This window comes from Pseudenhygromyxa sp. WMMC2535 (assembly GCF_011083025.2).
The window spans coordinates 5918306-5941422 of the sequence record NZ_JABJWV010000001.1; the positions used below are offsets into that span (position 1 = coordinate 5918306).

A 23117-nucleotide genomic window follows, 5' to 3' on the forward strand; every position below is an offset into this window, starting at 1 on the left:
CCGGCCGAGGCGAGGGATCTCCCGGTCCACCCGTTCAGCCCCCGTTGACAGCGAGCGGGCCGTGGGCTTTGACGCGATCATGCTCGACATCAAGCTCCTGCGTGACGACCCCGAGCGCGTCGTCGCCAATCTGCGCGACCGCAACGTCCGCGTGTTCGACGACGCTGAGCTCGAGGGCGAAGACTGGGCTCAGGCCACGGTCGACCGCCTGCGCGCCCTCGATCAGGAGCTGCGCGAGCTGATCGCCGCCGGCGACGACGCGCGCCGCGAGCAAAACGAGAACGCCGCCGCGATGAAGGCGGTGGGCAAGCTGCCCAAGGCCGAGCAAGGCGAGGCCCGCAAGCCGCTGATCGAGGCCGGCCGAGCGCTGCGCGAGCGCGAGAAGCAGCTCGCCGAGCAGGTCGCGGCGGTCCAGGAGCGCCGCGATCAGGCGTGGCGGCGGATCCCCAACCTCACCCACCCCGACGTGCCCCGCGGCAACACCGACGACGATCACCGCGAGCTGCGGACCTGGGGGCGGCGGCGCGACTTCGAGGCCGAGGGCTTCGCGGCCAAGGACCACCTCGAGCTCGCCGAGGCCCTCGACCTCGTCGACTTCGCGGCCGGGGCCAAGGTCGCCGGGCAGAAGTTCTACTACCTCGTCAACGAGGCCGTGCTCCTCGACATGGCGCTCCAGCGCTACGCCCTGGGCGTGGCCAAAAAGCACGGCTTCCGCCTGCACACCACCCCCGACCTCGCGCGCGCCGAGATCCTCGACGGCCTCGGCTTCAACCCGCGCGGCGAGTCGACCCAGGTCTACAGCGTCGAGAACTCCGACCTGTGCCTGGTCGGGACGGCCGAGATCACCTTGGGGGGCATGCTCGCCGACGAGATCCTCGAGCGCGAGCGCCTGCCTCTGCTGCTCGCCGGGCTCTCGCACTGCTTCCGCACCGAGGCCGGCTCGGCTGGGCAAGAGTCGCGCGGCCTCTACCGCGTGCACCAGTTCACCAAGGTCGAGCTCTTCGCCTTCACCGAGGGCGAGCTCGGGATCTCCGAGGCCATGCACGCGCGCATGCTGGCCATCGAGGAGGAGATCTTCCAGGGCCTCGAGATCCCCTACCGGGTGCTCGACATCGCCAGCGGCGACCTCGGGGGACCGGCCTTCCGCAAGTTCGACATCGAGGCGTGGATGCCCGGGCGCGGGGCCTGGGGCGAGGTCACGAGTACCAGCAATTGCACGGACTACCAGGCCCGGCGCCTGCGGATTCGCTACCGCCCCGAGGCGGAGGCCGATGCCGGCGCGGACGCCAAGAAGGCCAAGAAGATCAAGCCGCGCATGGTCCACATGCTCAACGGCACGGCCATCGCGACCTCGCGCGGCCTCGTGGCGATCCTCGAGAACTACCAACAGGCCGACGGCAGCGTGATCGTCCCGGAGGTCCTGCGTCCGCTGTGCGGCTTCGACCGCATCGGGGGCCGCGCGTGAGCGCCAAGCGCCCCGAGCTGACCATCCTCGGTCACCGCGGGGACCCGCGCCACGAGAACACCCTCCGCGGCTTGCGGGAGTGCCTGGCCGTCGGCCTGGACGGGGCCGAGGTCGACGCGCGCCTGCTCGCCGACGGGACCGTGGTCTTGTTTCACGACCGTCGCCTCGAGCGGCTGACCGGCGACCCGCGCTCGATCGCTGGCCTCAGCCAGGCCGAGCTCGCCGAGGTCCGGGTGTTTGGCGATCCGCTGCCGACCCTCGAGGCGCTGCTCGCCGAGTGGCCAAAAGATCGCTGGCTGGTCATCGAGCTCAAGGAGGGCGGGGGCGAGGCCCTGGTCGACGCGACCTTGGCACTGACCTCTGGCCGCGAGCGGATCATCCTCAGCAGCTTCGATCACGAATTGCTCGCCGCCGCGTCTGCCCGCGGCTGTACTCACGAGCTGGTCTTGAACCTGGACGTGCGCAGCCCAATGTGGCTGCACGCCGACGGTGGACAGCGTTTTGGATGCGCTGGGGTCCACCTGCACGCCAGCTTGGTCTCACGGCCCACGGTGGCTCGCTACGTCGCGCGGGGCATGCAGGTCGGCTTTTGGGGGGCTTTTGACCGCGACCACGAGGAGCGTTTGAGCCACTTGGGGGTCGTGCGTGTGATTACAGATTTCGTGGTCGATAGTCGTCTTGCCTAAACGCGCTCGACGCGTGTCCGTTGGAGCTGGTACAAGTCGGCGCAGGAGGCACAGGGAAACATGCAATTCGTCGGAATCATCATTGCGGCCGCGGCCGCTGGCTGGGTGTACAAGGATTCACAGGAGAAGGGCGTGGACAACGGTGTGCTCTACGCCGTGCTCACCTTCTTGCTGCTCATCATTGGCCTGCCGGTCTACCTGATCGTGCGTAGCAAGCACATGAAGGCCGTCGCCATGGGCAACGGCCCTGGTGGACAGCTGCCTGGCTGAGCGCCCTTTTTGCCCGAGTCAACGGCCGATCTCCGCAGGCGCGGGGTCGGCCATTTTTTTACCGGTAAAATGGCGTTTCATGGGCCCGAGTCGGCCTCGCAGCTCGGGCTGCTATGCTCGTGCCTCGTCATCGAATGGGAGACGACTACGACGAAGGCGAGCCGAAGTCCGGTGACTCCATCGGCTTCGACGAGTGGCCGCGGCCGCCGCTGACCACCAGCGAGGGCAGCTGGGGCATCGAGACGCGCCGCCAGCGGGCCGAGCTCGAGACGGCGCTCTTCGGTGAGCCCGAGGCGCCGGTTTGTGTCGGGCGCTACACGATCATCGGCACCCTCGGCGCCGGGGGCATGGGCATCGTCTACGTCGCCAGGGACGAGCAGCTCGATCGCCGGGTCGCGCTCAAGCTTCTGCGGCGCTCCGACGACGACGACGAGGCCAGCGTCCGGCTCCAGCGCGAGGCCATGGCCATGGCCAGGCTCTCGCACCCGAACGTGGTCACCGTCCACGAGGTCGGGCGCTACCAAGAGCAGATCTTCGTGGCCATGGAGTTCGTCAGCGGCACGAACTTGCGGGCGTGGCTGGCCGCGGAGCCCCGGGGCTGGCGGGAGGTCGTGGCGGCCTTCGTGCAAGCGGGCGAGGGTCTGGCCGCGGCCCACGGCGCCGGTCTGGTCCACCGCGACTTCAAGCCCGACAACGTGCTCTTTGGCGACGACGGGCGCGTGCGCGTGGCCGACTTTGGCCTCGCCCACGCCATGGACGCCGCCGCCGAGGAGGTTGCGACGCTCGCCCCCGACGTCTCGGACGAGACGATCTCGGCGATCAGCCTCGACGTCCAGCTGACCAAGACCGGCTCGCTGCTGGGTACGCCGGCCTATATGGCGCCCGAGCAATTCGGCGGCGGCCGAGGCGACACGCGCAGCGATCAATTCAGCTTCTGCGTCGCGCTGTGGGAGGGGCTCTACGGCCGCCGGCCCTTCGCCGCGCCGAACTTCGTGGCGCTCTCGCAGAAGATCATGTCCGGGGCCGTCGACGAGCCCGGGGAGGGCGGCCCGGAGGTCCCGGCGTGGCTGCGCGCGGTGGTCCTGCGCGGGCTCTCGGCGGACCCCGATCAGCGCTGGCCGTCGATGCGCGCGCTGCTCGACGCCCTCGCTCGGGACCCCGTGGTCATCCGTCGTCGACGCCTGCGGGTCGGCGGGGTCGTGGCCCTGGCGCTCGCCGGGCTGATCGCCTCGGGCGTGCTCGCCGGCGCGCGGCTGCGATCCTCCGCGCGCCAGCGCTACTGGAACGACTTCATGGAGCAGCTGCTCGACCTCGAGCGCGAGCGTGGCCTTCGCCAGGCGACCCGGGACGCCCGTCGGGCCCGGGACGCCACGCGGATGAGCGGCTATCGCCGCTACCGCCCGCGCGAGGGCGTGATCGACCGCGAGGATCCGACGATCGCGGCGATGCTCCTGCGCGAGGTCGAGGGCGAGGCCCGGGCGGGGGAGCGCTGGGTGTCGGCGGCCAACGAGATCCTCGGGCGGCCGCTGAGCTACGCCGTGCTCGACGGCCACCGCGACGTGATCATCGACATCGCGTTCACGCCCGACGCCCAGACGGTGTACACGGCTTCGCACGACGGCGAGGTCCGGCGCTGGTCGGTGCGCGAGGGCGTGGGCGAGGTGATCATCTCCCACGCCCGGGAGATCACCGGCATGGCGGTCAGCGCCGACGGCCAGCTGGTGGCCTCGGTCGCCAAGGATCGCCAGGCGCGGCTGTGGGACGCTTTCGATCGTCAGCCCGCGCGGGTCGTCGCCGAGCACGGCGACGAGCTCTTCGCCGTGGCTCTCGATCCGAGCGGACGGATGTTGGCGACGGGCTCCAAAGACGGGGTCATCAAGCTCACTCGGATCTCGACCGGAGAGGTCCGCGAGCTCGCGGGCCACGGCGCCCACGTCCACGACCTCGAATTCGACGCCAAGGGCGAGCGCCTGGTCAGCGCGTCGCGGGATCACAGCGTCATGGTCTGGCGGGTCCGCGACGGCGCGCGCCTGGCCAGCTTCGAGGGCCACGAGCGCGCCGTCTTCCACGCCCGCTTCGCCGGCGAGGACGAGGTCGTCAGCGCCTCGGACGACGGCACCGTCCGCCGCTGGTCGCTCGGCCGGGGGGGCGCGGCGATCCTGACGCGCCACGCCGACGCGATCGCGGCCCTCGACCTCTACGGGGATCGGGTCGCCAGCGCCTCGATCGACGGCGAGGTCCGGGTCTACGGGCTCTTCGACGCCGCCCCTGCGAAGGTGCTGGCGGCCGACGGCCCCGAGGTCTGGACGCTGTCCTTCGCCGGGGAGGGGGAGGCCGTCGCCGGCGGCTCCTTCGACGCCAACGCGCGGCTGTGGCCGAGCGACGGCGCGGCCTCACCCGAGGTGTTTCGCGGCCACGCGCAGGCGGTGCTTCGGGTCGAGGTCGACCCCTCCGGGCGCTGGCTGGCCACGGGCGCCTACGACGGCCAGCTGCGCCTGTGGGACCTCGAGCGCCCGCGCCTCCAGCAGCGCCTCGACGGCCACCGCGCTCAGGTCGCCGAGATCGCCTTCGACGCCGCCGAGCAGCGGGTCGCGACGGCCTCGCACGACGGCAGCGTGCGGCTGTGGTCCGTCGACAGCGGCCGCGAGCTCGCGGCGCTGCGCGGGGGCCAGGGCTCGGTCTACTCGCTGGCCTTCAGCCCCGACGACTCGCTGATCGCCGCCGGCGCGGAGTCGGGGGCCGTGCTCTTGTGGCCGACGGGCGGCGGCGAGGCGCGGGTCTTGGAGGGCCACGGCGACCGGGTCTGGGACCTGGCCTTCGACGCCTCGGGCAGGCGCCTGGCCTCGGCCTCCTTCGACGAGCAGGCGCGGGTCTGGGACGTCTCCAGCGGCGAGCTCTTGCTGACCCTCGACGGCCACGGCGGCCACGTCAACGCCATCGACTGGGAGTCGCCTCGCGAGTCGGGGGGGCTCGGTCGGATCATCACGGCCTCGGAGGACGGGGCTCTGCGCCTGTGGGATCCCGACAGCGGCGTGCTGGTCGCGGTCTTCGGCGGCCACGCCGGGCGGATCCTCAGCCTCGCGCGCAGCCCCGACGGGCAGACCCTGGCCACGGCCTCGGAGGACGGGAGCGTGCGCCTGTGGCCCGACGCGGACGCGGCCCACGCCCTCGCGCTCCGTGGCCACCGCAAGCCGGTGTGGTCCGTGGCCTTCGACGCCGCGGGCGAGCGGGTGGTCAGCGCGTCCTACGACGGCGACGCGCGGGTCTGGAGCGTGGCCGACGGGGCGCTGCTCGCCACGCTCTCGGGGCACAGCGAGGGGCTGTGGGGAGCGCGGTTTTTGGCCGACGGTCGCGTGGTCACGATCTCCGAGGACAACAGCATCCGCGTGTGGACCCTGGACGGCGAGGCGTCGGCGATCGTCTTGTCGGCGCACCAGGACGCGGTCACCAGCTTCGCCGTCGACCGCGAGGGCCGGCGGATGATCTCGGGCTCGGGCGACGGCGTCGCTCGCCTGTGGCGCCTCGATCTCCTGCGCAGCGACCCGAGCGAGCTGGCCCAGGCCCTGCGCGACGCGACGATCTCCTGCCTCAAGGTCGATCAGCGCGTGCGCGAGCTCGGCGAGGAGCCGCGCGAAGCCGAGCTCGGCTACGCCAAGTGCGAGGCAGCCCACGGGCGCTGAGGCCCGCGGGCTGCTGGCACGTCCCGACAGATTGACCGTAGATGGAGGGCTACTCCTCGAGGATGGGGATCACGTTCGAGTAGACCGCCCCGTTGAGCAGCGTGAACTGGAGCGAGGCCGAGACGGCGTCGCTGGCCTCGAGGGTGACCGTGGTGACGTCGACCGGATCGGGCTGGGCGTTGAGGCTGGCGACGACCAGCGAGTCGAGGTCGCGGTACTCGGGCTGGCCGAGCACGTCGGCGGTGATCAGCCGGACGCTGGCCAGGGAGCCGGCGTAGGACGAGACGATGGTCATCGACAGCTGATCGTCGCGGACGGTGCTGCCCGCCTTGATCGTCAGGTTGCAGCGCGAGCAGATCGGGATGTCGGGCTGGGTGGTCGCGAGGTTGTTGAGCGGGGCGCTCTCCTCACAGACCGGGGCCTTGCCGTCCTCGTCGAGCTCGTAGCCGTCGATGTTGGTCTGGGGCGAGGTGAGCACGGCGTTGACCGCCGTCATCAGGCCGCTGAGGTTGCCGTCGACGGCGGGGGGCTCGGCGGCGCAGGCGAGCGTCGGGCAGCTCGCGCTGCCGGCCTCGCAGGCCGCGTCGAGGGCCGCGCAGACCGAGAGCCGGTGGACCTCGGGGCTCTCGCCGAGCAGGTCGAAGTCCGCGAGCGCGCCGGTGTTCCACCCGCTGGCGTAGATCAGCTGCATGACCTCGTCGGGGCGCAGCTTGGGCTGGTAGGACCACAGCAAGGCGGCCGTCGCCGAGGCGACCGCGGTCGAGACCGAGGTCCCCGAGAGCGAGTCGCCGGCGCCGTTGGCGTCGAGCACCGCGTTGGTGCCGAGGGCGACGAGGCGGGGGGTCGACTCGGGGCGCGAGTTGAGCAGCGACTGGTCGAATTCGTCGCGCGCCCCGACGGCGTGGGTCAGCGGCACGTAGGCGCCGGTATCGGCGTCGGCGTCGGCGAAGATCGGGTAGGGATCGTCGGACAAAAAGCCCATCGCCGCGCACTCGCTGAGGCTCGGGGCCGGGAGCTCCTCGAAGCTGGCCGGCGCCAGGGGGCCGGCGTGGAGCTCGGGGCACAGTTCGTCGGGGGTGTTGCCGGCCGCGGCCAGCATCAGCGCCCCGCTGCACGAGGCGTAGCGCATGGCCGCCAGCGTCGAGGCCGCGGGTCCCCGGGTGAGATCCGTGCTCGCGTCGCCGAGCAGGTTCCAGCCCAGGCTCAGGTTGATGACCAGGCGCGGGGGCGTGCCCTTGGGGTCGGTCTCGCGGCGCTGTCGCCAGCTCGCGGCCGCCTCGAACACCGCCATGGCGAGGTCGGCGTGGGTGCCCAGCTTTCCGCCGCGGGTCCAGTCGGCCGCGGCGTCCCAGTCCGCGCGCGGGAGCGCGAGGACGCTGCGGACGTCGTCGAGGCACTCGCTGCGCTGCGCGGGGCAGTCGATCGCGCGGATCAGCGCCGCCATGTGCAGGCCGTGGGCGTTGTTCGGCTGGAGCTCGGGGTCGCTCGCGACCTCGGGGGAGACCGTGTCGAGCACGGCGACCTCCACGCGCGCGCGCGTGGGGGAGGCGAGATCGATGTCTTCGCCCTCGGCCCAGCCGATGTTGGCCATGAAGGCCTGCTCGAGCTCGGCGCCGACGCTGGCGTCGTAGAGGTTGCTCTGGCCAAACTGCCCGCGGCAGTCGGCGCCGAGGGAATTGAGCGGCATCTGGGAGCTCGACGCGACCGCCTCGAAGAGCGCGGCGTAGCCATCGGACTCGAGCTCGTCCTCGGGGCCGACGTAGTCGTAGACGCAGTAGCGGGCGAGCTCGGCGGGGAGGCTGGGGGAGAGGGCCTCGAGCGCAGGGGAGCCAGACGAGAACAGGGGAGTGGCGGACCAATACTTGGGGATGGTCCCGTCGAGGTCACATTCGATAGTGTCGTTTTCGAGGATCCCAATCAGTCGATTGGATCCGGGGCAGTCCGCGAGGGCGGTGATAATGGCCATTGCCTGTGACTCGGCGTTCGTGCCGGTGGAGACGCTCGCGGGGGAGCCGGCGGTCTCGCCTGGCTCCGGGGTGGGGTCGAGGCCGGCGTCGAGCTCGTAGGGGGCGTAGAGGCCCTCCGAGCCGTCCAGGAGGCCTGCCTCGTCGACGGCGCAGCCACTCGTGAGGAGGGTGCAGGCCAACAGTCGTTCGATCGTGCGCATGATTTTTCCTCTGGGGGGACCACACGAGAACAACTGACTCGTGTGTTCATGTGCGCCGTACCCAAATGGCTTGTTTGGATTAAGACTAAATTGGCAAAAAGGACGCTCGCTCTTTCGCTTCTTTTGATTGAAGGATCACCCCATATTGACACCTTCTCCCCGCGAATCGACCAGTCCCAAGTGCTGGCAAAGTGGTCGCGGAGGTGGCCGTTGGCGTTCGCCCTGGCGCAGGCCAATCTGCGTCCTGGCGGTGAATGGCGGCGCTTTTCAGGGCAAAGTTGGGCGCAGTCGAGAGCGTCGATCAGCGCTGCGTGCGGTGACGCTGGCGCCCCGGCCGTGGCGCAGCGAGAGGCCCGTGGGCGCTGCGGGTCTTGGCCGAGAGGTCGGTGGAGGCCGACGCCCAGGAACAGGGCCGATGGTTGGGCGATCGCGTCGCCTGGCGAGGGCGACCGGGCGAGGTTGCGCCGGCTCGCGCGTGGCCGGAGGTCGTGACTCGGCGGCCGCCTGGTGCCGCGTCACCGCGTCGTGGGGCGCGGGCGCAGACGGGGGGATCAGGCGGGCGGGATCAGGCGGGCGGGATCAGGCGGGAGCAGGGTCGCGGTCGCGCCGCTCAGGAGTCCGCGGTGGTGATGTCGCGCAGCTGCTCGGCCCAGTCTTCGAGGCTGCTGATCGTGCTCTGGAGCTCCTCGGGCGAGGCCGCGAGAAAGGTGACCTGCTCGGTGACGAGCTGACGCGCCCGGCGGATCCGGCTCTTGAAGGTGCCCAGGGGGAGGTCGAGGGTCGCGGCGATCTCGACGTCGGTCATCTGCTCCCAATAGCGCAGCTCGAGGGCGACCTGGAAGTCGACGGGGATGCGGCGCAGGGCCTCGAGCAGCAGCCGCTCCTCTCGCTTGCGGGCGAGCATGCGGCTGGGGGTGCCGTCGAACTCGTAGGCCGACACGCGCTGGAGGTCGAGGTGGGCCTGCTCTTTGGCCTTGGCCCGGTAGTGCTTGCACAGCTGCTTGTAGGCGACCGCGAACAGCCAGCTGCGGAAGCTGCCCTCGCCGCGGTAGCGATCCACGCCCTCGACGCAGGCCAGGAAGGTCTTTTGGACGAGGTCCTGGGACTCGGAGCCGACCTTGTTGCGAAAGAAGCGGTTTACGGCGGTGAAGTAGCGCGCGAACAGCAGCTTGCCCGCACGGCGATCGCCGTCTCGCCAGGCATCGAGCAGTTCGGCGTCAGTGGGCATGCCGCAAAAGTGTAGCGGCTGGCGGGCGCGAGGGAAGAGTCGGGGCGCCCGCGCTGATCTGGGCGGCCTCGACCGTACACAATCCGGCGCATTCGTAATCGACATTGTCGCCTATGGGCGTGGCGTCGAGCGCTCCGAGAGCTGGCCGAAGGGCGCGTGTGCTTGGCTCGTGCTTGGCTCGTGCTTGGCTCGTAGGGGTGCTTGGGCTGGCGATCCCGAGCAGAGCGTGTCCTTCGCGCGAGTGTCTCCAAGGGCGCGGGAGGGGGGTGACTGACGCCTCGTCGACACATAGAGTGAGGCCGCGTCACCGTGGGGCACAGGCTGCGCGAGGCGGGAGCGCGGCTCGGTGGTGTACTGCGTGATCGGCGAGGGGGCGGCGCCGCCGATCAGGCGGCGCCGCCGATCAGGCGCGCGTGCGCAGGCGAGGTCCGGCGTCGAGCTCCGCGGGCGCTGGGTCGGCGCGGCGCTGGTCTTCGTCGTGGTCTCGACTCGGGCTTTGGGACGCGGGCCTCGGGCTCGGGTCGTCGAGCGTGCGCAGCGGGTCGATGCTGGTCGAGGGTGCTCGCCAGTGGTGGCGCCGCCGGGCCCGGCGGGCGAGGGCGAGGGCCCGGGTCACGAGCGCGTGAAGTGGGTGGGGTTGGGTGCCAGATGCGGCCGTAGACGGCATTCGGGCGCGTCTACGTGTCGGTCTGCATCCGACATATTGTCTTCTGCGGCCTCCGCATCGCTTCATGCTAGCCTTGCTCACCGTGCTCGGCTCGCCGGATAGCTGGTGCCTGCGCGTAGCTTACTCGAGCGCGCTGGCGCTCTTTGGGATCGGGTGTGAGGGCCGGACCGCGCCGACCTACGACGAGGGCGTGGGCTTCGGGGAGACCGCCGACGAGGCCGAGTCGGGGGGCAGCGAGGCCGAGTCGACGGAGGACGAGGGCAGCGGCGAGTCCGGAGGCTCGCTGGACTGCAAGGCCGTGGTCGATCACCTCGAGGTGATCGAGACCAGCGATCGCGCGAGCGTCGCCTGCGTGCAGGAGGTGCTCGGCGACCTCACCGTCGGCCCAACGACGACGCTGAGCGACCTCGAGCTGCTCTCCAACCTGCGCCACGTGGGCGGCTCGCTGACCATCGTCGGCAACCTCGAGCTGAGCTCGCTGAGCGGCCTCGAGCAGCTCGAGCACGTCAGCTGGCTGCACATACGCCGCAACCACCAGCTCACCGACCTCCACGGCCTCGGCGGGCTGGTCTGGATCGACGAGATCACGATCTCCAACAACGACGCGCTCGTCGAGCTCGCTGGGCTCCCCGACGGGCTCAGCCCCAGCCGGGTCGAGGTCTCCGGCAACGACGTCTTGCCGAGCCTGGTCGGCCTGCCCAAGCTGATCGCCGCCGGCGGCCCGCTCGAGCTCGTGGTCGCCGACAACGACGCGCTCGGCGGCCTCGCCGGGCTCTCGGCCTGCTGCGCCGAGCAGCTGGTGGGCGTCGAGATCGCCCGCAACGCCACGCTCGAGGACCTCGGCGGCCTCGAGAGCTTCGCGGAGCTCGACTCGCTGCGGCTGATCGACAACATGAACCTCGTCGACCTCGCGGGCATCGACAACGTCGCGCGCATCGGCGAGCTCGAGATCGGCTTCGATCACTGTAGCGGGCAGGTCTCCGCGCTCGTCAGCCTCGATGGGGCGCAGGCCGTGACCACCATCGATACGCTGCGCATCTGGTGGGCGGCGAGCCTCACCAGCCTCGACGGCCTGGCCGGGCTGAGCGACCTGAGCACGCTGGAGATCGCCAACAACGAGCTGCTGAATTGGTCAGAGGTGCTCGGGCTCGCCGATCAGAGCGGGCCGTCGCTGATCGACGCTTGCGGCGGCATCGACGGCCCCGCCTGCGACCCCGATCCCTGCCCAACGTTTTGAGCCGCTCTAGAGCGGCGACCGGTTTGAATTCGCACCGCCAGGCACATCTGGGAGGCCCCGTGGTCGTTGTCGCTCGGCGCTCGCAGTGGGTCCACCACAGCTTCGGCCTCGCTCCTCGCCACGGAGCCGCCCAGACGCACCTGACGGCGCGCCTTCAAACCGATCGCCGCTCTAGAGCGACTCACCAGGCGACCTCGACCTGGCCGATGATCGCGAATTCGTGCTTGCTGCCCTTGAGCTCGACGCCGTGCTCGCCGACGTCCTCCGCGGGCGTGGAGATCTGGATGTTGGCCTTCTCGGTGCGGCGCAGGCCGACGATCAGGTCGTGCTCGCCGGGCATGATCTCGAGCCAGGGGACCTCGAGCTCGAGGCGGTTGTGGATGATGTCGCCGGCGCGCCAGAACTTGGGCGGGAGGACGCCGTCGGTGAGCTCGTGGGGCACGGCGCCCACGCGGCTGACCTTGCCCTTTTGCAGGCGCGCGTAGAGCTGGGCCCCGGCGGGCAGCGGGCGCTCGACGCGAAAGAGCATGTGCAAGGTGAAGTGGCTCCCGCGGTGGACCGGGCCGTCGATCTCCCAGGCGATCAGCTCGACGTAGGGCTCCCAGGCGACGAGGGTCTCGTTGGCCAGGCTCGGGGCCTGCTCGGGGGTCAGCGCGATGTCGAGGAAGGGGTTTTGGTCCTCGCGCCCGGGGGGCAGGAAGTTGGCGATCAGCGCGTAGCGGTGGCTGCTGTCGTCGAGCACATGGAAGGGCTCGTCCTGCTTGCGCGACTTGCTGAAGGTCGCCGGCAGGTCGCGGCGGCGGATCAAGGTGGTCCGCGGCCGGTCGTCGAAGTGCCACCTGTCGAGGTCGGTGTGGGTCGAGAGGAAGACCTCGCGCTTGGGCCCGGGGCCGTAGCGGGTCAGGCCGGGGTCGTCGATGCGGTAGAGGCCGAGCTCGGGGTGCGGGATCGAGCCGTCGTGGATGCCCTCGAGCCAGCGCTGGAGCGGGGCGGCGAGCGAGAGCTGCTCGCCGAGCTCGCGGAGCAGCACGCGGCCATAGGCGTTGGCGTGGGCGAGGAGCGCGACCACGACCATGGCCAGGGGCAGGCCGCGGCGCGCTCGGTCGAGGCCCGAGGCGTTGCGCGGGCTGGTGAGCAGGCGGTCGAGGGCGGCCTCGATCCCCTGCCAGCGCCGCAGCCACCACGGCGTGTCCCGGCTCTCGCGCCAGCGCAGCTGGTCCTGGCTCGGGGGCGCGACGAGGTGGGCGAGGAGCAGCAGCGCGGCGAAGCGCTTGGCCAGGCTGGGCAGGCGGACGTCGAGCTCGAGCCAGGCCCCGGGGAACTCGAGCGGGTTGAGGACGAGCAGGGGCGAGGCGACCTGCTCGGGGGTGCGCCCGGCGTCCTTGCCGAGGATCAGCGCGCCGAGCAGGGCGCAGGCCAGGAGCAGGCGCCGGGCGGCGATGGGCTCGTCGGGGTCGAGGATGCGCTCGACGGCGGCCGTGGCCAGCAGCGCCGAGGGGACGACCACGGGCGCCGGCGTGGGGCCATAGACCTGCGACCACGCGCTGGTGAGGATCAGCGCCGCGCCCAGCCACAGCGCGGCCCAGCGCCCGCGGCCGGGGCTGAGCAGGCCGGCCGCGATCAGCCCCGTGAGCGGGAAGACCTGGTAGCCGTACTCTTCGAGGGTGGCCGAGAAGGGGCGCCGGGTCGGGTCCTCGGCCAAGCCGAGATCCTTGGCCGCGCCGAGCAGCGGGATGTAGCCCTCGCCCTGCTTGGTGATCAGCCACAGGCCCGCGAAGCCGCAGACCGCGGCCCCGGTCCAGGCGGCGATGACCGCGGCGCGGGGGAGCTCGAAGGCCTGGGACGAGCCGGCGCGAGGTAGATCGGCGAGGGCGATCAGCAGCAGCGGCAGGGCGCCGCCGAGGACGATGCCCAAGGAGGCCGTGGACGCGAGCAGGCAGGCGAGGGCGAGCAGGCCCAGGCCCAGGCGCACGCCTGGCTTGCGGGTGGCCGCGGCCGGCGAGCGGTCGACGGCCGCGAGCGCAGCGAGCACGCCCGCGCTCATCCACAGCTCGCCGGTGGCCGCGCCGAGCACCGTGCGCGCGCCGACCAGCAGCAGCGGGAGCGCCAGGGCGGCGCAGCCGGATACGGCCACCCAGCGCGCCGACCAGCCCATGGCCCGGGCGCAGAGCCCGGTCAGCGCGACGAGGCCGACGCCCGCGAGGGCGCCCGGCAGGCGCAGGCCCGCGTCCGTCGACCACAGCGAGAAGGCCCAGGTGCGCAGGGCGTCGGGGAGCCAGGGGCTGCGCACGAGGTCCGAGCGCGGCTCGCCGAGCGCGGCCAGGCTGCGGTCGAGGATCGGGAGCTCGCCCTCGCTCCACAGCCCCGTCGCGCCGAGGCCGGGGAAGAGCACGAGCGCGGCCAGGGCGAGCAGGCCGAGGAGGACCAGGCGCTGCGCCCGGTCGACCGGCGGTCGGCGCGGGCTCTCGGCGCGGATCGTCGACTCGTCGGCCACGGGGCGCCGAATCTACCTTCGCCCAAGCCGCTTTGCCATAGACCGCCAGCGCGCCGGCGCGCGTACTCGTTCAGCTCAGCTCGCCCAGATCAGCTTGCAGCGCCCGTAGACGGTGGCGCGGATCGCCCGGAAGCGAGGATCGTCTCGCAGGGGATCGAGGAGCGGGCAGTGGTCGAGCCAGTCGATGTCGCTCAGGACCATGTCGGCCGCCCGGCGCAGGTGCCCCAAGGTGGCCTCGGCGTCGCGGTGAAAGGCGGTCTGCTCGGCGGCGAGCTGGGCCAGGTAGCTGCGCAGGCGGCTGTTGGCCGAGGCCTGCTGGAGCAGCTCGTGCTCGGCGGCCAGGGCCTGGGGGTCGTAGGGGCGCAGCAGCGGCGGGGCGTAGCCGCGGATCATCTGGGTCATGCGGTCGTCGGAGTTTGGATCGAGGGCGTCGAGGGCCCGCTCGATGCGGCCGCGGTCGCGGTACCAGGCCCCGACGCGCATCTCGTGGAGCATGCCCGGGGCGAGCTGGCGCTCGGTGGTCGTGAACAGCCGCGCCATCAGGGCGTCGTAGCCGTCGAGGTCGCCGCGCAGGGCCCTGTAGCGGGCGAGGTCGCCCAGGCACCAGTCGAGGGCCGGGTCGAGCTCGTAGGCGAGCTCGAGGTGGGCGCGGCCGCGCTCGGGCTTGGGGCCCTCGATCTGCAGGCGGCCGAGGTACTCGTGGGCGATGGCGCAGGTCGGGGCGATGCGCAGGGCCTCGCGGAGCTTGAGGGCTGCGTCGCGGAAGTCCGCGTTTTGGATGCTCCACGACGCGGCGGCGACCTGGGTCTCGGCCAGGTGGGGGGCCTCCTTCAGGGCGCGCTCGATCGCCTCGGCGGTCTCTCGCTCCCAGTCGATCGGCTCGTGGCTGGGCAGGAAGCCGGCGCGGATCAGGCTGAAGGCCAGGCCCGCGATCGCCGGGGCGAAGTCGGGCACGCGCTCGAGCACGGCGCGGTAGCTGGCCACGGCCCCGTCGGGTCCATGCATGCGCCAGCGCAGCTTCGCCTGGCGCGCGCGCATGTAGTGCTCGAGGGCCTCGGGATCGCGCAGGCCCTGGTGAGAGATGACCTCCAGCTCCACGCGCAGGGCCTCGGCGATGCGCTTGCACATGCGGTCTTGGAGCTCGAAGACGTCGGTGAGCTGGCCGTCGAAGCGCTCGCTCCACAGCTGAAAGCCGCTGCTCACGTCGAGCAGGCGGGCGGCGATGCGCAGGCGCGGGCCGCCGACTTGGATCGTGCCGTCGACGATCACGTCGACGCCGATCTCCTCGCCGATGGTCTGGGGATCCCGGGCCCCGGCTGGATCGGCGTAGCGCCCGGTCGTGCCCGAGCCGCGGACCTCGAGGCCGCGGGTCATGGACAGCAGGTCCGTGAGCTCCTCGAGCATCGCGTCGGCGAAGTAGTCGTGCTCGCTGGGGCCGCGGTAGCGGAAGGGGAGCACGGCGAGGGCCTTGGGCGCGCGCTGGGCCGTGGTCGTGGCCGGGGCGGGGGTGCCAAAGGCGGTCGCGAGCTCCGTCTGCGGCCCGCTTTGGTGGACGCTCAGCGATGTCGAGCCGAGGGCGGCGCGGGTCGCCTGGGTGTCGCCGAATTCGCTGTCGCCCTCGTCGGGCTCGCCTTCGCCGAGTTCGCTGTCGCCCTCGTCGCCGCGCTCGAGCACGCTCGCGAGCGCGCCCAACTCCGCGAGGGCTTGTCGGGCGCTGGCCAGAGCCCGCGCGACCTCGTCGGCCGAGGACGCGCGCGCGTCGGGGTCACGGGCGAGGCAGACCGCGAGCACGGGTGCGAGCGGGGCGAGGATCGCCGGGTGCTCGAGATCGACGTCGCGGGTCAGGCGGGCCATGGCCAGGGCGAAGGGGTTGTCGGCCGTGAAGGGCAGGGCGCCCGTGAGCATCTCGTAGAGGATCAGCCCAAAGGCGTAGAGGTCGCTGCGCGCGGTGCTCTGCCTGCCCTCGACCTGCTCGGGGGCCATATAGGCCGGGGTCCCGAGCAGGTTGCCGGTCTGGCCGATGGTCCGCTCGGTGTTGGTCCGGGCGATGCCGAAGTCGGTGATCACCGCGCGGCCGCGGGCCTCGACCAGGATGTTGCTGGGCTTGAGGTCGCGGTGGACGACCTCGGCGGCGTGGGCCGCCGCCAGCCCCTGGCACAGCTGCTCGGCGATCTCGAGGCGCGCGCCCAGGCTCGGGCGCTGGCGCAGCCACTGGCGCAAGCTCGCGCCCTCGACGAACTCCATGGTCAGGTAGCGCAGCCCGCGGTGCTCGCCGAGGTCGTAGGTCCGCGCGGCGTTGCGATGGGTGACCCGCCTGGCCAGGCGGACCTCCCTGCGAAAGCGCTCGAGGGCGTCGGGGTTGTCGGCGATGTCGAGGGTCTTGAGGGCGACGCGCTCACCCACCTCGAGATCGTGGGCCCGGTAGACGGAGCCCATGCCCCCGCGACCGACGAGGGCCTCGATCTGGTAACGACCGGCAAAGCGCTCGCCCGGGCGCAGGCCGGAGCTCTGACCGTCGTTGGAATCCCTTCCGCCGGAGACCATTCGTCTCAAGGTATACCCCGCGTTTGCTGCTCGATGTAGGCACGAGGGCGCAGGGGCTATCCTGCGGCCATGCAGGGCGCGAGCTCCCCGGTCTCTCCGATCTCTTTGTTGTCCTCGATCTCGATCGCGGCGTGCACCCTGGCCCTCGCGCGGGCGGACGCGAATGCGGCGCCTGCTGCCGAGGTGGCCCGCGAGCGCCCGAGCTTCGACTACCGCGTGGACATGGCGGCGCCCCATCGCCACGAGTTCGCGCTCTCCTTGCGCTTCACCGATCTGCCGGGGGAGCGGGCGGTGCTCTCACTGCCCAAGTGGAACCCCGGGGCCTACGCGCTGACCGACGCCCACCGCAACGTACGTGGGGTGATCGCTCACCCCCTGGATGGGCGGGGCCGGGCGATCGCCGAGCGGGTCTTGCCGGTCTCCAAGCTCGATGAGAACGACTGGGAGGTCGAGCATGGCGGTGAGGACTTCGAGCTGTCCTACCAGGTCTACTGCGGCGAGTCCGTGGAGATCGACAGCTGCCACCTCGACGACGCGGCGGGCTTCTTCAACGCGGCCTACCTGTTCATGAGCCTCCGCGGCCACGAGGACGTGCCCATCGATCTGCGCGTCGAGTCGCCGCCCGGGGGCAAGGCCGCCCAGGTGATCACCGGGCTGGCGGCCCACCCCGAGGCCCGCGGCAGCGAGCGCGGGCGCCGGTTTTGGGCCGAGGACTTCGACGCGCTGATCGACGCCCCGGTCCACGCCGGCGAGGTCGACGTGTTGCGCTTCGATCTCTACGGTCGGCCGGTCCGCGTGGTCATGGCCGGCGAGGGCAGCTACGACGCCGACGCGCTGCGCGAGCAGATCCAGAAGATCTGCGAGGCGGCGGTGGCGGTGTTCGGCCCGCCGGACACGGCGATCCCCTTTCGCGACTACACCTTCATCTATCACCTGCGCCCGGACGGCCACGGCGGCCTCGAGCACCGCAACTCCACGGTCATCGGCCACGACCCATGGAAGTTCAGCGGCGGCGGCCTGGAGCGCTTTTGGGCGGTGACGGCCCACGAGTTCTTCCACCTGTGGAACGTCAAGCGCATCCGCCCCGCGGTGCTCGGCCCCTTCGACTACGACCGCGAGGTCCACACCACGATGCTGTGGTTCTCCGAGGGCTTCACCAGCTACTACACGATCCTGATCAACCGCCGCGCCGGGCTGATCGACGAGGCTCAGGCGCGGGTCGACCTCGCCAAGCGGATCGCCGGCGTCGAGAGCCGCCCCGGCCACACGCAGCTCTCCGTCGAGCAGAGCTCCTGGGAGACCTGGGCCAAGCCCGACGACTACGACAACGCCTACTTCTCCTATTACGACAAGGGCGCGGCCCTGGGGCTGATCCTGGACCTCGAGCTGCGCGCCCAAAGCGGCGGTCAGGCGAGCACCGACACCCTCTTTCGTACGCTGTGGCAGCGCTGGCGCGACACCGGCCTGGGTCTGAGCCCCGAGGAGCTCGAGCAGGCCGTCGTCGACGAGCTCGGCGGCGGCCGTGGCGAAGACGCGATCCGGGCGATCTTCCGCGACTACGTCCGCGGCACCGTCGAGGTCGACTACGATCGCTACCTCGCCCACGCCGGCTATCGGCTCGAGCGCAGCGTGGCGAGCCCCGGGCCGTGGATCGACGCGAAGGTCGGGCGCCGGGGCGAGACCATGGTGGTGACCAGCGTCGAGCGCGAGGGCGCGGGCGACCGCGGCGGGCTGGGGAGGGGCGACGTGATCACGGCGATCAACGGCCACGCGGTGGACAGCTCGAGCTACTGGCGGGTGCTCGACGGGCTGGAGATCGGCGAGCCGGCGCGCTTCAGCGTCGAGCGCGGCGGTCGGACCCTCGAGCTCGAGATCGTACCGGTGAAGGGTGGTGAGCCGCGCTTCGAGATCGTCGATCTCGACGTGGTGAGCGCCGAGCAGCTGCGACTGCGCCGTGCCTGGTTGGGCTTGGACTAGGCGCGCCGATGGGTCGGTGGCTGGCCGCTGGCGGGGGGAGCGGGTATGGTCGAGCCACCATGACTCGCGCTCGCTCGACATCGCTGTTCGTGCTCTCGATCGCCTCCATCTTGACCATGGCCCCCGCATGCAAGGGCGGGGATCAGGGCAAGGTCGGGGCAGACAAGAAGGCCGAGGGCGACAAGGCGGACGAGGGCGACAAGGCGGACAAGGGCGGCGAGGCCGACAAGGGCGAGGACGCAGGTGCAGAAGCCGGCAAGCCGGGCGAGTGGGCCTGGGAGCTCCCCAAGGGCCTCAGCGAACCCCCGCCGATCCCCGAGGACAACCCGATGAGCGCCGAGAAGGTCGCCCTGGGCCACCAGCTCTTCATGGACAAGCGCCTGTCCGGCGACGGCTCGCGCAGCTGCTACTCCTGCCACCAAAACGAGCTCGGCAACGCCGACGGCCGCAAGCTGGCCCTGGGCGCCGGCGACAAGCCCCTGACTCGCAACACGCCGACGATCTGGAACGTCGGCTACCACCAAAAGGGGCTGTACTGGGACGGGCGCGCGGCGGATCTCGAGGCCCAGGCCCTCGGCGCGATCAAGGGCGGCAACATGGGCGTGGGCGCCGATGCCCTCGCCGCCAAGGCCAAGGAGATCGGCGCGCTGCCCGAGTACGCCGAGCAGTTCACCGAGGTCTTCGGCCTCGAGGAGGGCGCCGAGGTCGAGCCCGACCACGTGGCCAAGGCGCTCTCGGCCTACGAGCGCACCTTGCTGTGCGGCGGCACCCCCTACGACGAGGGCGAGCTCAGCGAGTCGGCCAAGCGCGGCTGGGATCTCTTCCGCGGCAAGGCCGCCTGTAGCGTCTGCCACAACGGTGAGAGCTTCAGCGACGGGATCTTCCACGACGTCGGTCTGGCCTACGACGACGCCGGCAAGCTGATCGAGGGCGCCGACGTCGGCCACGGCAAGCCGGCCGGGAGCGAGGCCGAGAACTACAAGTTCCGCACGCCCACGCTGCGCAACGTCGCCCAGACCGCGCCCTACTTCCACGACGGCCGGACCGCGACCCTCGAGGAGGCCGTGCGCTACATGGCCGCGGGCGGCAACGCCAAGGCTCCGACCCTCGACCCGAACCTGCGCGACACCAAGCTCAGCGACGAGGAGATCGCGGATCTCGTCGCCTTCCTCGAGGCGCTGGACTGCCCAGGGGAGCTCGAGGTGATCGGCGACCAGAAGGTGGAAGGGATCCCCGAGGGGGCCTGAGCGAGGCCCAGGCGCCTGCACGCGAGCAGGCGCGGGTCGAAGCGAGGAGAGCGAGGCCGAGGGGCCTCGCTCTTTTTCGTGCGCGCAGGCGCTGCGCGCATCCGAGTGCGTCGCTGGAGAGAGCCCGAGCCCGAGCGCGCCCGCCGAGCGCCAGCGCAGCAGCTCGGGCGGAGAGCTGGGCTCGCCGAGGCGCGTCTGGAGCAGCCCTGGCTCGGGTGCCAGGATCGTCCGAGCGCGAGCGGGTGGGGCGCGGCAGCGAGCGACGCTTCGAAAACGAAAAAGCCCTCGCGGTGGCGAGGGCTTTTTTTGCCGAAGCGGCGGGGCGACTAGCGCTTGCTGAACTGGAAGCGCGCGCGAGCGCCACGGCGGCCGTACTTCTTGCGCTCTTTCTTGCGGGGGTCGCGGGTCAGGTGACCCTCGGCCTTGAGCTCACCACGGAACTCGCCGTTGACCCGAAGCAGGGCGCGAGCGATGCCGAGGCGGACGGCGCCAGCCTGACCGGAGAGCCCGCCGCCCTTGGCGGTGGCCCAGATGTCGTACTGCTCGCGGGTACCCGTCGCGTGCAGGGGCTGCTCGACAAACTTCATGTTGGTCGCGCGCGTGAGGTAGTCCTCGGCGTCGCGGCGGTTGATGGTGATCTTGCCTTCGCCGGGCATCAGCCAGACGCGGGCGATGGCGGTCTTGCGCCGGCCGGTCGCGTAGTACTTCATGACGGTTCGCTCAGAGCTGGTAGGGCTGGGGGTTCTGCGCGCCGTGGGGGTGTTCGGCGCCGGCGTAGACCTTCAGCTTCTTGAAGGTCTTGCGGCCGAGGGGACCCTTGGGGAGCATGCGCTTGACGGCGCTGCTGATGATCACCTCGGGCTTCTTGGCCAGCATCTCCCGCGCGGTGCGGGTCTTCATGTGGCCGAGGAAGCCAGTGAACTTGTTGTAGGTCTGCTGATCCAGCTTGTTGCCGGTGAAGCGGACCTTGTCGGCGTTGATGCAGACCACGAAGTCGCCGGCGTCGAGGTGCGGCGTGAAGGTAGGCTTGTGCTTGCCGCGGAGCAAGCTAGCGATCTTCGACGCGGCGCGACCGACGGTCTGACCCTCGAGATCGATGATCAGCCACGCGCGCTCGATGTCGGCCGGATTGGGGTAGGGGGTACCCATGGGACGGAGAGATTTAGAGGAGGGGTTTTAGGGTGTCAAGCAGTCTCGTGACCCCATTTGCGGGGTCACGGACGAGAGCTGACCGAGGCGGGAACGTTTACCATGGGAAGTCTGGAGACTTCCAGCGGCGTTCTCGGGGCCTTGCGCTGGTCGCGGACTCGAATTCGGCGGTCCATGTGTGGATCCACGCGAAGTGCACGGCTCCAGGTGGGGAGATCGGAGCGTGACCGCGACGACACTGGATGGCTTTGGCGATCGGGATGAAATGTAAGGCTGTGCGGGAGGCCCTCGAAGGTCCATAATCGCGGGAGTCAATGAGTACGCCACGCGCGAAGATACTCGTCGCAGACGATTCCTCGGTCGAACGTGCGGCTGCGCGCTCGGCGCTCGAGGAGGCCGGATATGCCGTGGCCGAAGCTGTCGACGGCCAGCAGGCGCTCGAAGTGTTCGCGCGCGAGCGTCCCGACCTCGTCCTCCTCGACGTCGTGATGCCCCGTCTCACCGGGCTGGAGACCTGTCGGATCCTCAAGGCCAAGGCGCAGGGCAACTACCTGCCGGTGATCATGGTCAGCACCCGCAACTCGGTGAACGCCCGGGTCGAGGGGCTGCGAAGCGGCGCCGACGACTACCTGGGCAAGCCCTACGACGCCGAAGAGCTGCGCGCCCGGGTCGAGGCGCTGCTGCGCACGCGCAAGGTCATCGCCGAGCGGGCGGCGGCCGAGGGCGGCGACGAGGAGCCGCCCGAAGAGGTCCCCGTGGCCCCGGCGGCCAGCGCTCGCTCGCGCGGCGACGGAGAGTCCAAGGGCTCGCGGGTGCTCAACGAGGCCTTCACCCGTCGGGCCGAAGAAGAGTTCGATCGCGCCGAGCGCTACAGCGATCCCCTGGCTTGCCTGCGCGTCGAGCTCGACAACTTCGAGACCCTGCTCAAGCGCCACTCCTCCGAGGCCGTGGCCGGGCTGGTGCGATCGCTGCGCGACGTCATCGAGATCAGCGTGCGCAAGATCGACTTGGTGTTCCGCCTCGACGAGCGCGGCTACATCTTGCTGCTGCCCAACACCCACTTCCCGGGGGCGCTCGCGGTCGCCGAGCGGATCTCCTTGGACACCAGCAAGCTGGTCCTCGACGCCGAGCCCAACTTGCGCTGCACGGTGAGCGTGGGCGTGTCCTTCTTCCCCAACAAGGACACGCACTCGGTCCAGGATCTGATCGACCTCGTCGGCGCGGCGCTCGAGCGGGCGCGCAGCGAGGGCGGCGGCAAGATCTGCCTGTTCCAGCATCAGGGCTACCTCTACGCCCCCGAGGCGAGCTGAGCTCGGGAGCCCCCGGGCGCTCGGCTCGCGCATCAAGGTCGTCTCGTGCTGCTCCCCCTGCACTCCATCGCGCCGGCGCGGCGAATCCTGCTCTATCCGCGCGAGGATGGCCCCGCCGCGTTCCCGTCCACGAGTGAGGCGGCGGCGTGGCTGGTCGAGCGCGGGGTCGGGGTCGCGGTGCCGACCCACGTCCACGAGCAGCGCGACAACCCCTGGCTCGAGCTCCCCGACGAGGTCGTGCCCGTCGATCTCGAGGCCCTGCCCGCGGACTTCGATCTCGCCGTGGCCCTCGGCGGCGACGGGACCTTGCTCCGGGCGAGCCGCTGGGTCGCCGACCTCGACGTCCCGGTGCTCGGGATCAACCTCGGCGACCTCGGCTTCTTGTCGGCCTACGGCCGCGAGCAGATCGTCGAGGCCCTGGCCGACGCGCTCGCCGGCCGGCTGAGCTGGGAGCCGCGCCAGCGCATGCAGGTCGAGGTCCTGCGCCGAGGCGAGCGCTTTGGTCAGGAGACGGCGGTCAACGACGTCTACATCAAGCACGGGCAGATCCCCCGGCTGCTGCGCCTCGCGACGCGGGTCGGCGGCCACGACCTCGCCACCTACAAGGCCGACGGGCTGATCGTCACCACGCCGCTGGGCTCGACGGCCTACAACCTCGCGGCCGGCGGCCCGATCGTCGCCCCCGGCACCGAGACCTTCACGATCACGCCGATCTGCCCGCACAGCCTGACGCTGCGCCCGGTGGTGGTCTCGGCCCACGACGGCGTCGACGTCACCTGGGTCGGGCCCACGGGCGGCGAGGCAGACGCTTACCTGACCGTCGACGGGCAGTGGAAGATCGAGCTCGAGCGGGGCGATCGCATCGAGCTGCGGACCTGCGAGCAGCCTCTTCGCCTCGTCCCCGCGCAGGCCAGCGTGTTCCAGGTGCTCAGCGCCAAGCTCGGGTGGTCCGGGGCCGGGCTCGGCCAGGACAACGCGAACTCCACCAAAAAGTAG

Annotated in this window: 16 protein-coding genes; 9 read left to right on the forward strand and 7 right to left on the reverse strand. The window is 71.1% G+C overall.

All coding sequences use genetic code 11. The features are described 5' to 3' along the window. Positions 1-61: 61 nt before the first annotated feature. From serS to G6O69_RS22970, 4 genes are all read left to right on the forward strand, one after another. Entirely contained in the window at positions 62-1465 is a 1404-nt protein-coding gene (gene serS / locus G6O69_RS22955) for a serine--tRNA ligase (RefSeq protein WP_346017076.1), read from the forward strand. Beyond that, positions 1462-2151: a glycerophosphodiester phosphodiesterase gene (locus G6O69_RS22960; protein WP_172305652.1), complete on the forward strand. Its 690-nt coding sequence runs from the start codon at positions 1462-1464 to the stop codon at positions 2149-2151. Before serS ends, G6O69_RS22960 begins: the two co-directional genes overlap by 4 nt. A gap of 60 nt (positions 2152-2211) precedes the next feature. After that, positions 2212-2421 carry a hypothetical protein gene (locus tag G6O69_RS22965; RefSeq protein WP_172305653.1) on the forward strand — a complete coding sequence of 70 codons (210 nt, stop codon included), beginning with the start codon at positions 2212-2214 and terminating at the stop codon, positions 2419-2421. A 119-nt stretch (positions 2422-2540) separates the two neighbouring features. After that, complete coding sequence (locus G6O69_RS22970) at positions 2541-6101, forward strand: serine/threonine-protein kinase (protein ID WP_172305654.1); 3561 nt, start codon at positions 2541-2543, stop codon at positions 6099-6101. Positions 6102-6150: 49 nt separating this feature from the next. On the opposite strand, the gene G6O69_RS22975 is transcribed toward G6O69_RS22970, so the two are convergent. From G6O69_RS22975 to G6O69_RS22985, 3 genes are all read right to left on the reverse strand, one after another. Next, positions 6151-8268, reverse strand: a complete 2118-nt coding sequence (locus tag G6O69_RS22975) for a S8/S53 family peptidase (protein ID WP_172305655.1) — start codon at positions 8266-8268, stop codon at positions 6151-6153. A 610-nt stretch (positions 8269-8878) separates the two neighbouring features. After that, positions 8879-9496 (reverse strand): RNA polymerase sigma factor, encoded by a 618-nt coding sequence (locus tag G6O69_RS22980; RefSeq protein WP_172305656.1) that lies wholly within the window; start codon positions 9494-9496, stop codon positions 8879-8881. Positions 9497-9899: 403 nt separating this feature from the next. After that, positions 9900-10112 carry a hypothetical protein gene (locus tag G6O69_RS22985; protein WP_172305657.1) on the reverse strand — a complete coding sequence of 71 codons (213 nt, stop codon included), beginning with the start codon at positions 10110-10112 and terminating at the stop codon, positions 9900-9902. Positions 10113-10227: 115 nt separating this feature from the next. On the opposite strand from G6O69_RS22985, the gene G6O69_RS22990 reads away from it, so the two are divergent. Continuing rightward, positions 10228-11400 carry a hypothetical protein gene (locus G6O69_RS22990; RefSeq protein WP_172305658.1) on the forward strand — a complete coding sequence of 391 codons (1173 nt, stop codon included), beginning with the start codon at positions 10228-10230 and terminating at the stop codon, positions 11398-11400. Between the two features lie 181 nt (positions 11401-11581). Here G6O69_RS22990 and G6O69_RS22995 read toward each other — a convergent pair whose 3' ends face one another. Further along, positions 11582-13894: a hypothetical protein gene (locus tag G6O69_RS22995; protein ID WP_172305659.1), complete on the reverse strand. Its 2313-nt coding sequence runs from the start codon at positions 13892-13894 to the stop codon at positions 11582-11584. 75 nt (positions 13895-13969) lie between these two features. Next, positions 13970-16438, reverse strand: a complete 2469-nt coding sequence (locus tag G6O69_RS23000) for a serine/threonine-protein kinase (RefSeq protein ID WP_172305660.1) — start codon at positions 16436-16438, stop codon at positions 13970-13972. Positions 16439-16507: 69 nt separating this feature from the next. On the opposite strand from G6O69_RS23000, the gene G6O69_RS23005 reads away from it, so the two are divergent. Both G6O69_RS23005 and G6O69_RS23010 read left to right on the forward strand, forming a co-directional pair. Next, positions 16508-18415, forward strand: coding sequence for a PDZ domain-containing protein (locus G6O69_RS23005; protein WP_172305661.1), 1908 nt, complete (start codon positions 16508-16510; stop codon positions 18413-18415). Positions 18416-18474: 59 nt separating this feature from the next. Then, on the forward strand, positions 18475-19662 hold the full coding sequence (locus G6O69_RS23010) for a cytochrome c peroxidase (protein ID WP_172305662.1): 1188 nt from the start codon (positions 18475-18477) through the stop codon (positions 19660-19662). Between the two features lie 326 nt (positions 19663-19988). On the opposite strand, the gene rpsI is transcribed toward G6O69_RS23010, so the two are convergent. Continuing rightward, positions 19989-20372 (reverse strand): 30S ribosomal protein S9, encoded by a 384-nt coding sequence (gene rpsI, locus G6O69_RS23015; protein WP_172305663.1) that lies wholly within the window; start codon positions 20370-20372, stop codon positions 19989-19991. A gap of 10 nt (positions 20373-20382) precedes the next feature. After that, on the reverse strand, positions 20383-20811 hold the full coding sequence (gene rplM, locus G6O69_RS23020; RefSeq protein ID WP_172305664.1) for a 50S ribosomal protein L13: 429 nt from the start codon (positions 20809-20811) through the stop codon (positions 20383-20385). Between the two features lie 314 nt (positions 20812-21125). On the opposite strand from rplM, the gene G6O69_RS23025 reads away from it, so the two are divergent. Both G6O69_RS23025 and G6O69_RS23030 read left to right on the forward strand, forming a co-directional pair. Continuing rightward, positions 21126-22121, forward strand: a complete 996-nt coding sequence (locus tag G6O69_RS23025; protein WP_172305665.1) for a response regulator — start codon at positions 21126-21128, stop codon at positions 22119-22121. Between the two features lie 45 nt (positions 22122-22166). Beyond that, positions 22167-23117, forward strand: a complete 951-nt coding sequence (locus tag G6O69_RS23030) for an NAD(+)/NADH kinase (protein WP_172305666.1) — start codon at positions 22167-22169, stop codon at positions 23115-23117.

Excerpts from the sequence above, each read along its gene's own strand:
- G6O69_RS23025 (WP_172305665.1), top strand. The coding sequence starts at position 21,126 with ATGAGTACGCCACGCGCGAAGATACTCGTCGCAGACGATTCCTCGGTC.
- G6O69_RS22975 (WP_172305655.1), bottom strand. The coding sequence starts at position 8,268 with ATGCGCACGATCGAACGACTGTTGGCCTGCACCCTCCTCACGAGTGGC.
- rplM (WP_172305664.1), bottom strand. The coding sequence starts at position 20,811 with ATGGGTACCCCCTACCCCAATCCGGCCGACATCGAGCGCGCGTGGCTG.
- rpsI (WP_172305663.1), bottom strand. The coding sequence starts at position 20,372 with ATGAAGTACTACGCGACCGGCCGGCGCAAGACCGCCATCGCCCGCGTC.
- G6O69_RS23010 (WP_172305662.1), top strand. The coding sequence starts at position 18,475 with ATGACTCGCGCTCGCTCGACATCGCTGTTCGTGCTCTCGATCGCCTCC.
- G6O69_RS22965 (WP_172305653.1), top strand. The coding sequence starts at position 2,212 with ATGCAATTCGTCGGAATCATCATTGCGGCCGCGGCCGCTGGCTGGGTG.
- G6O69_RS23000 (WP_172305660.1), bottom strand. The coding sequence starts at position 16,438 with ATGGTCTCCGGCGGAAGGGATTCCAACGACGGTCAGAGCTCCGGCCTG.
- G6O69_RS23005 (WP_172305661.1), top strand. The coding sequence starts at position 16,508 with ATGCAGGGCGCGAGCTCCCCGGTCTCTCCGATCTCTTTGTTGTCCTCG.
- G6O69_RS22980 (WP_172305656.1), bottom strand. The coding sequence starts at position 9,496 with ATGCCCACTGACGCCGAACTGCTCGATGCCTGGCGAGACGGCGATCGC.
- G6O69_RS22990 (WP_172305658.1), top strand. The coding sequence starts at position 10,228 with ATGCTAGCCTTGCTCACCGTGCTCGGCTCGCCGGATAGCTGGTGCCTG.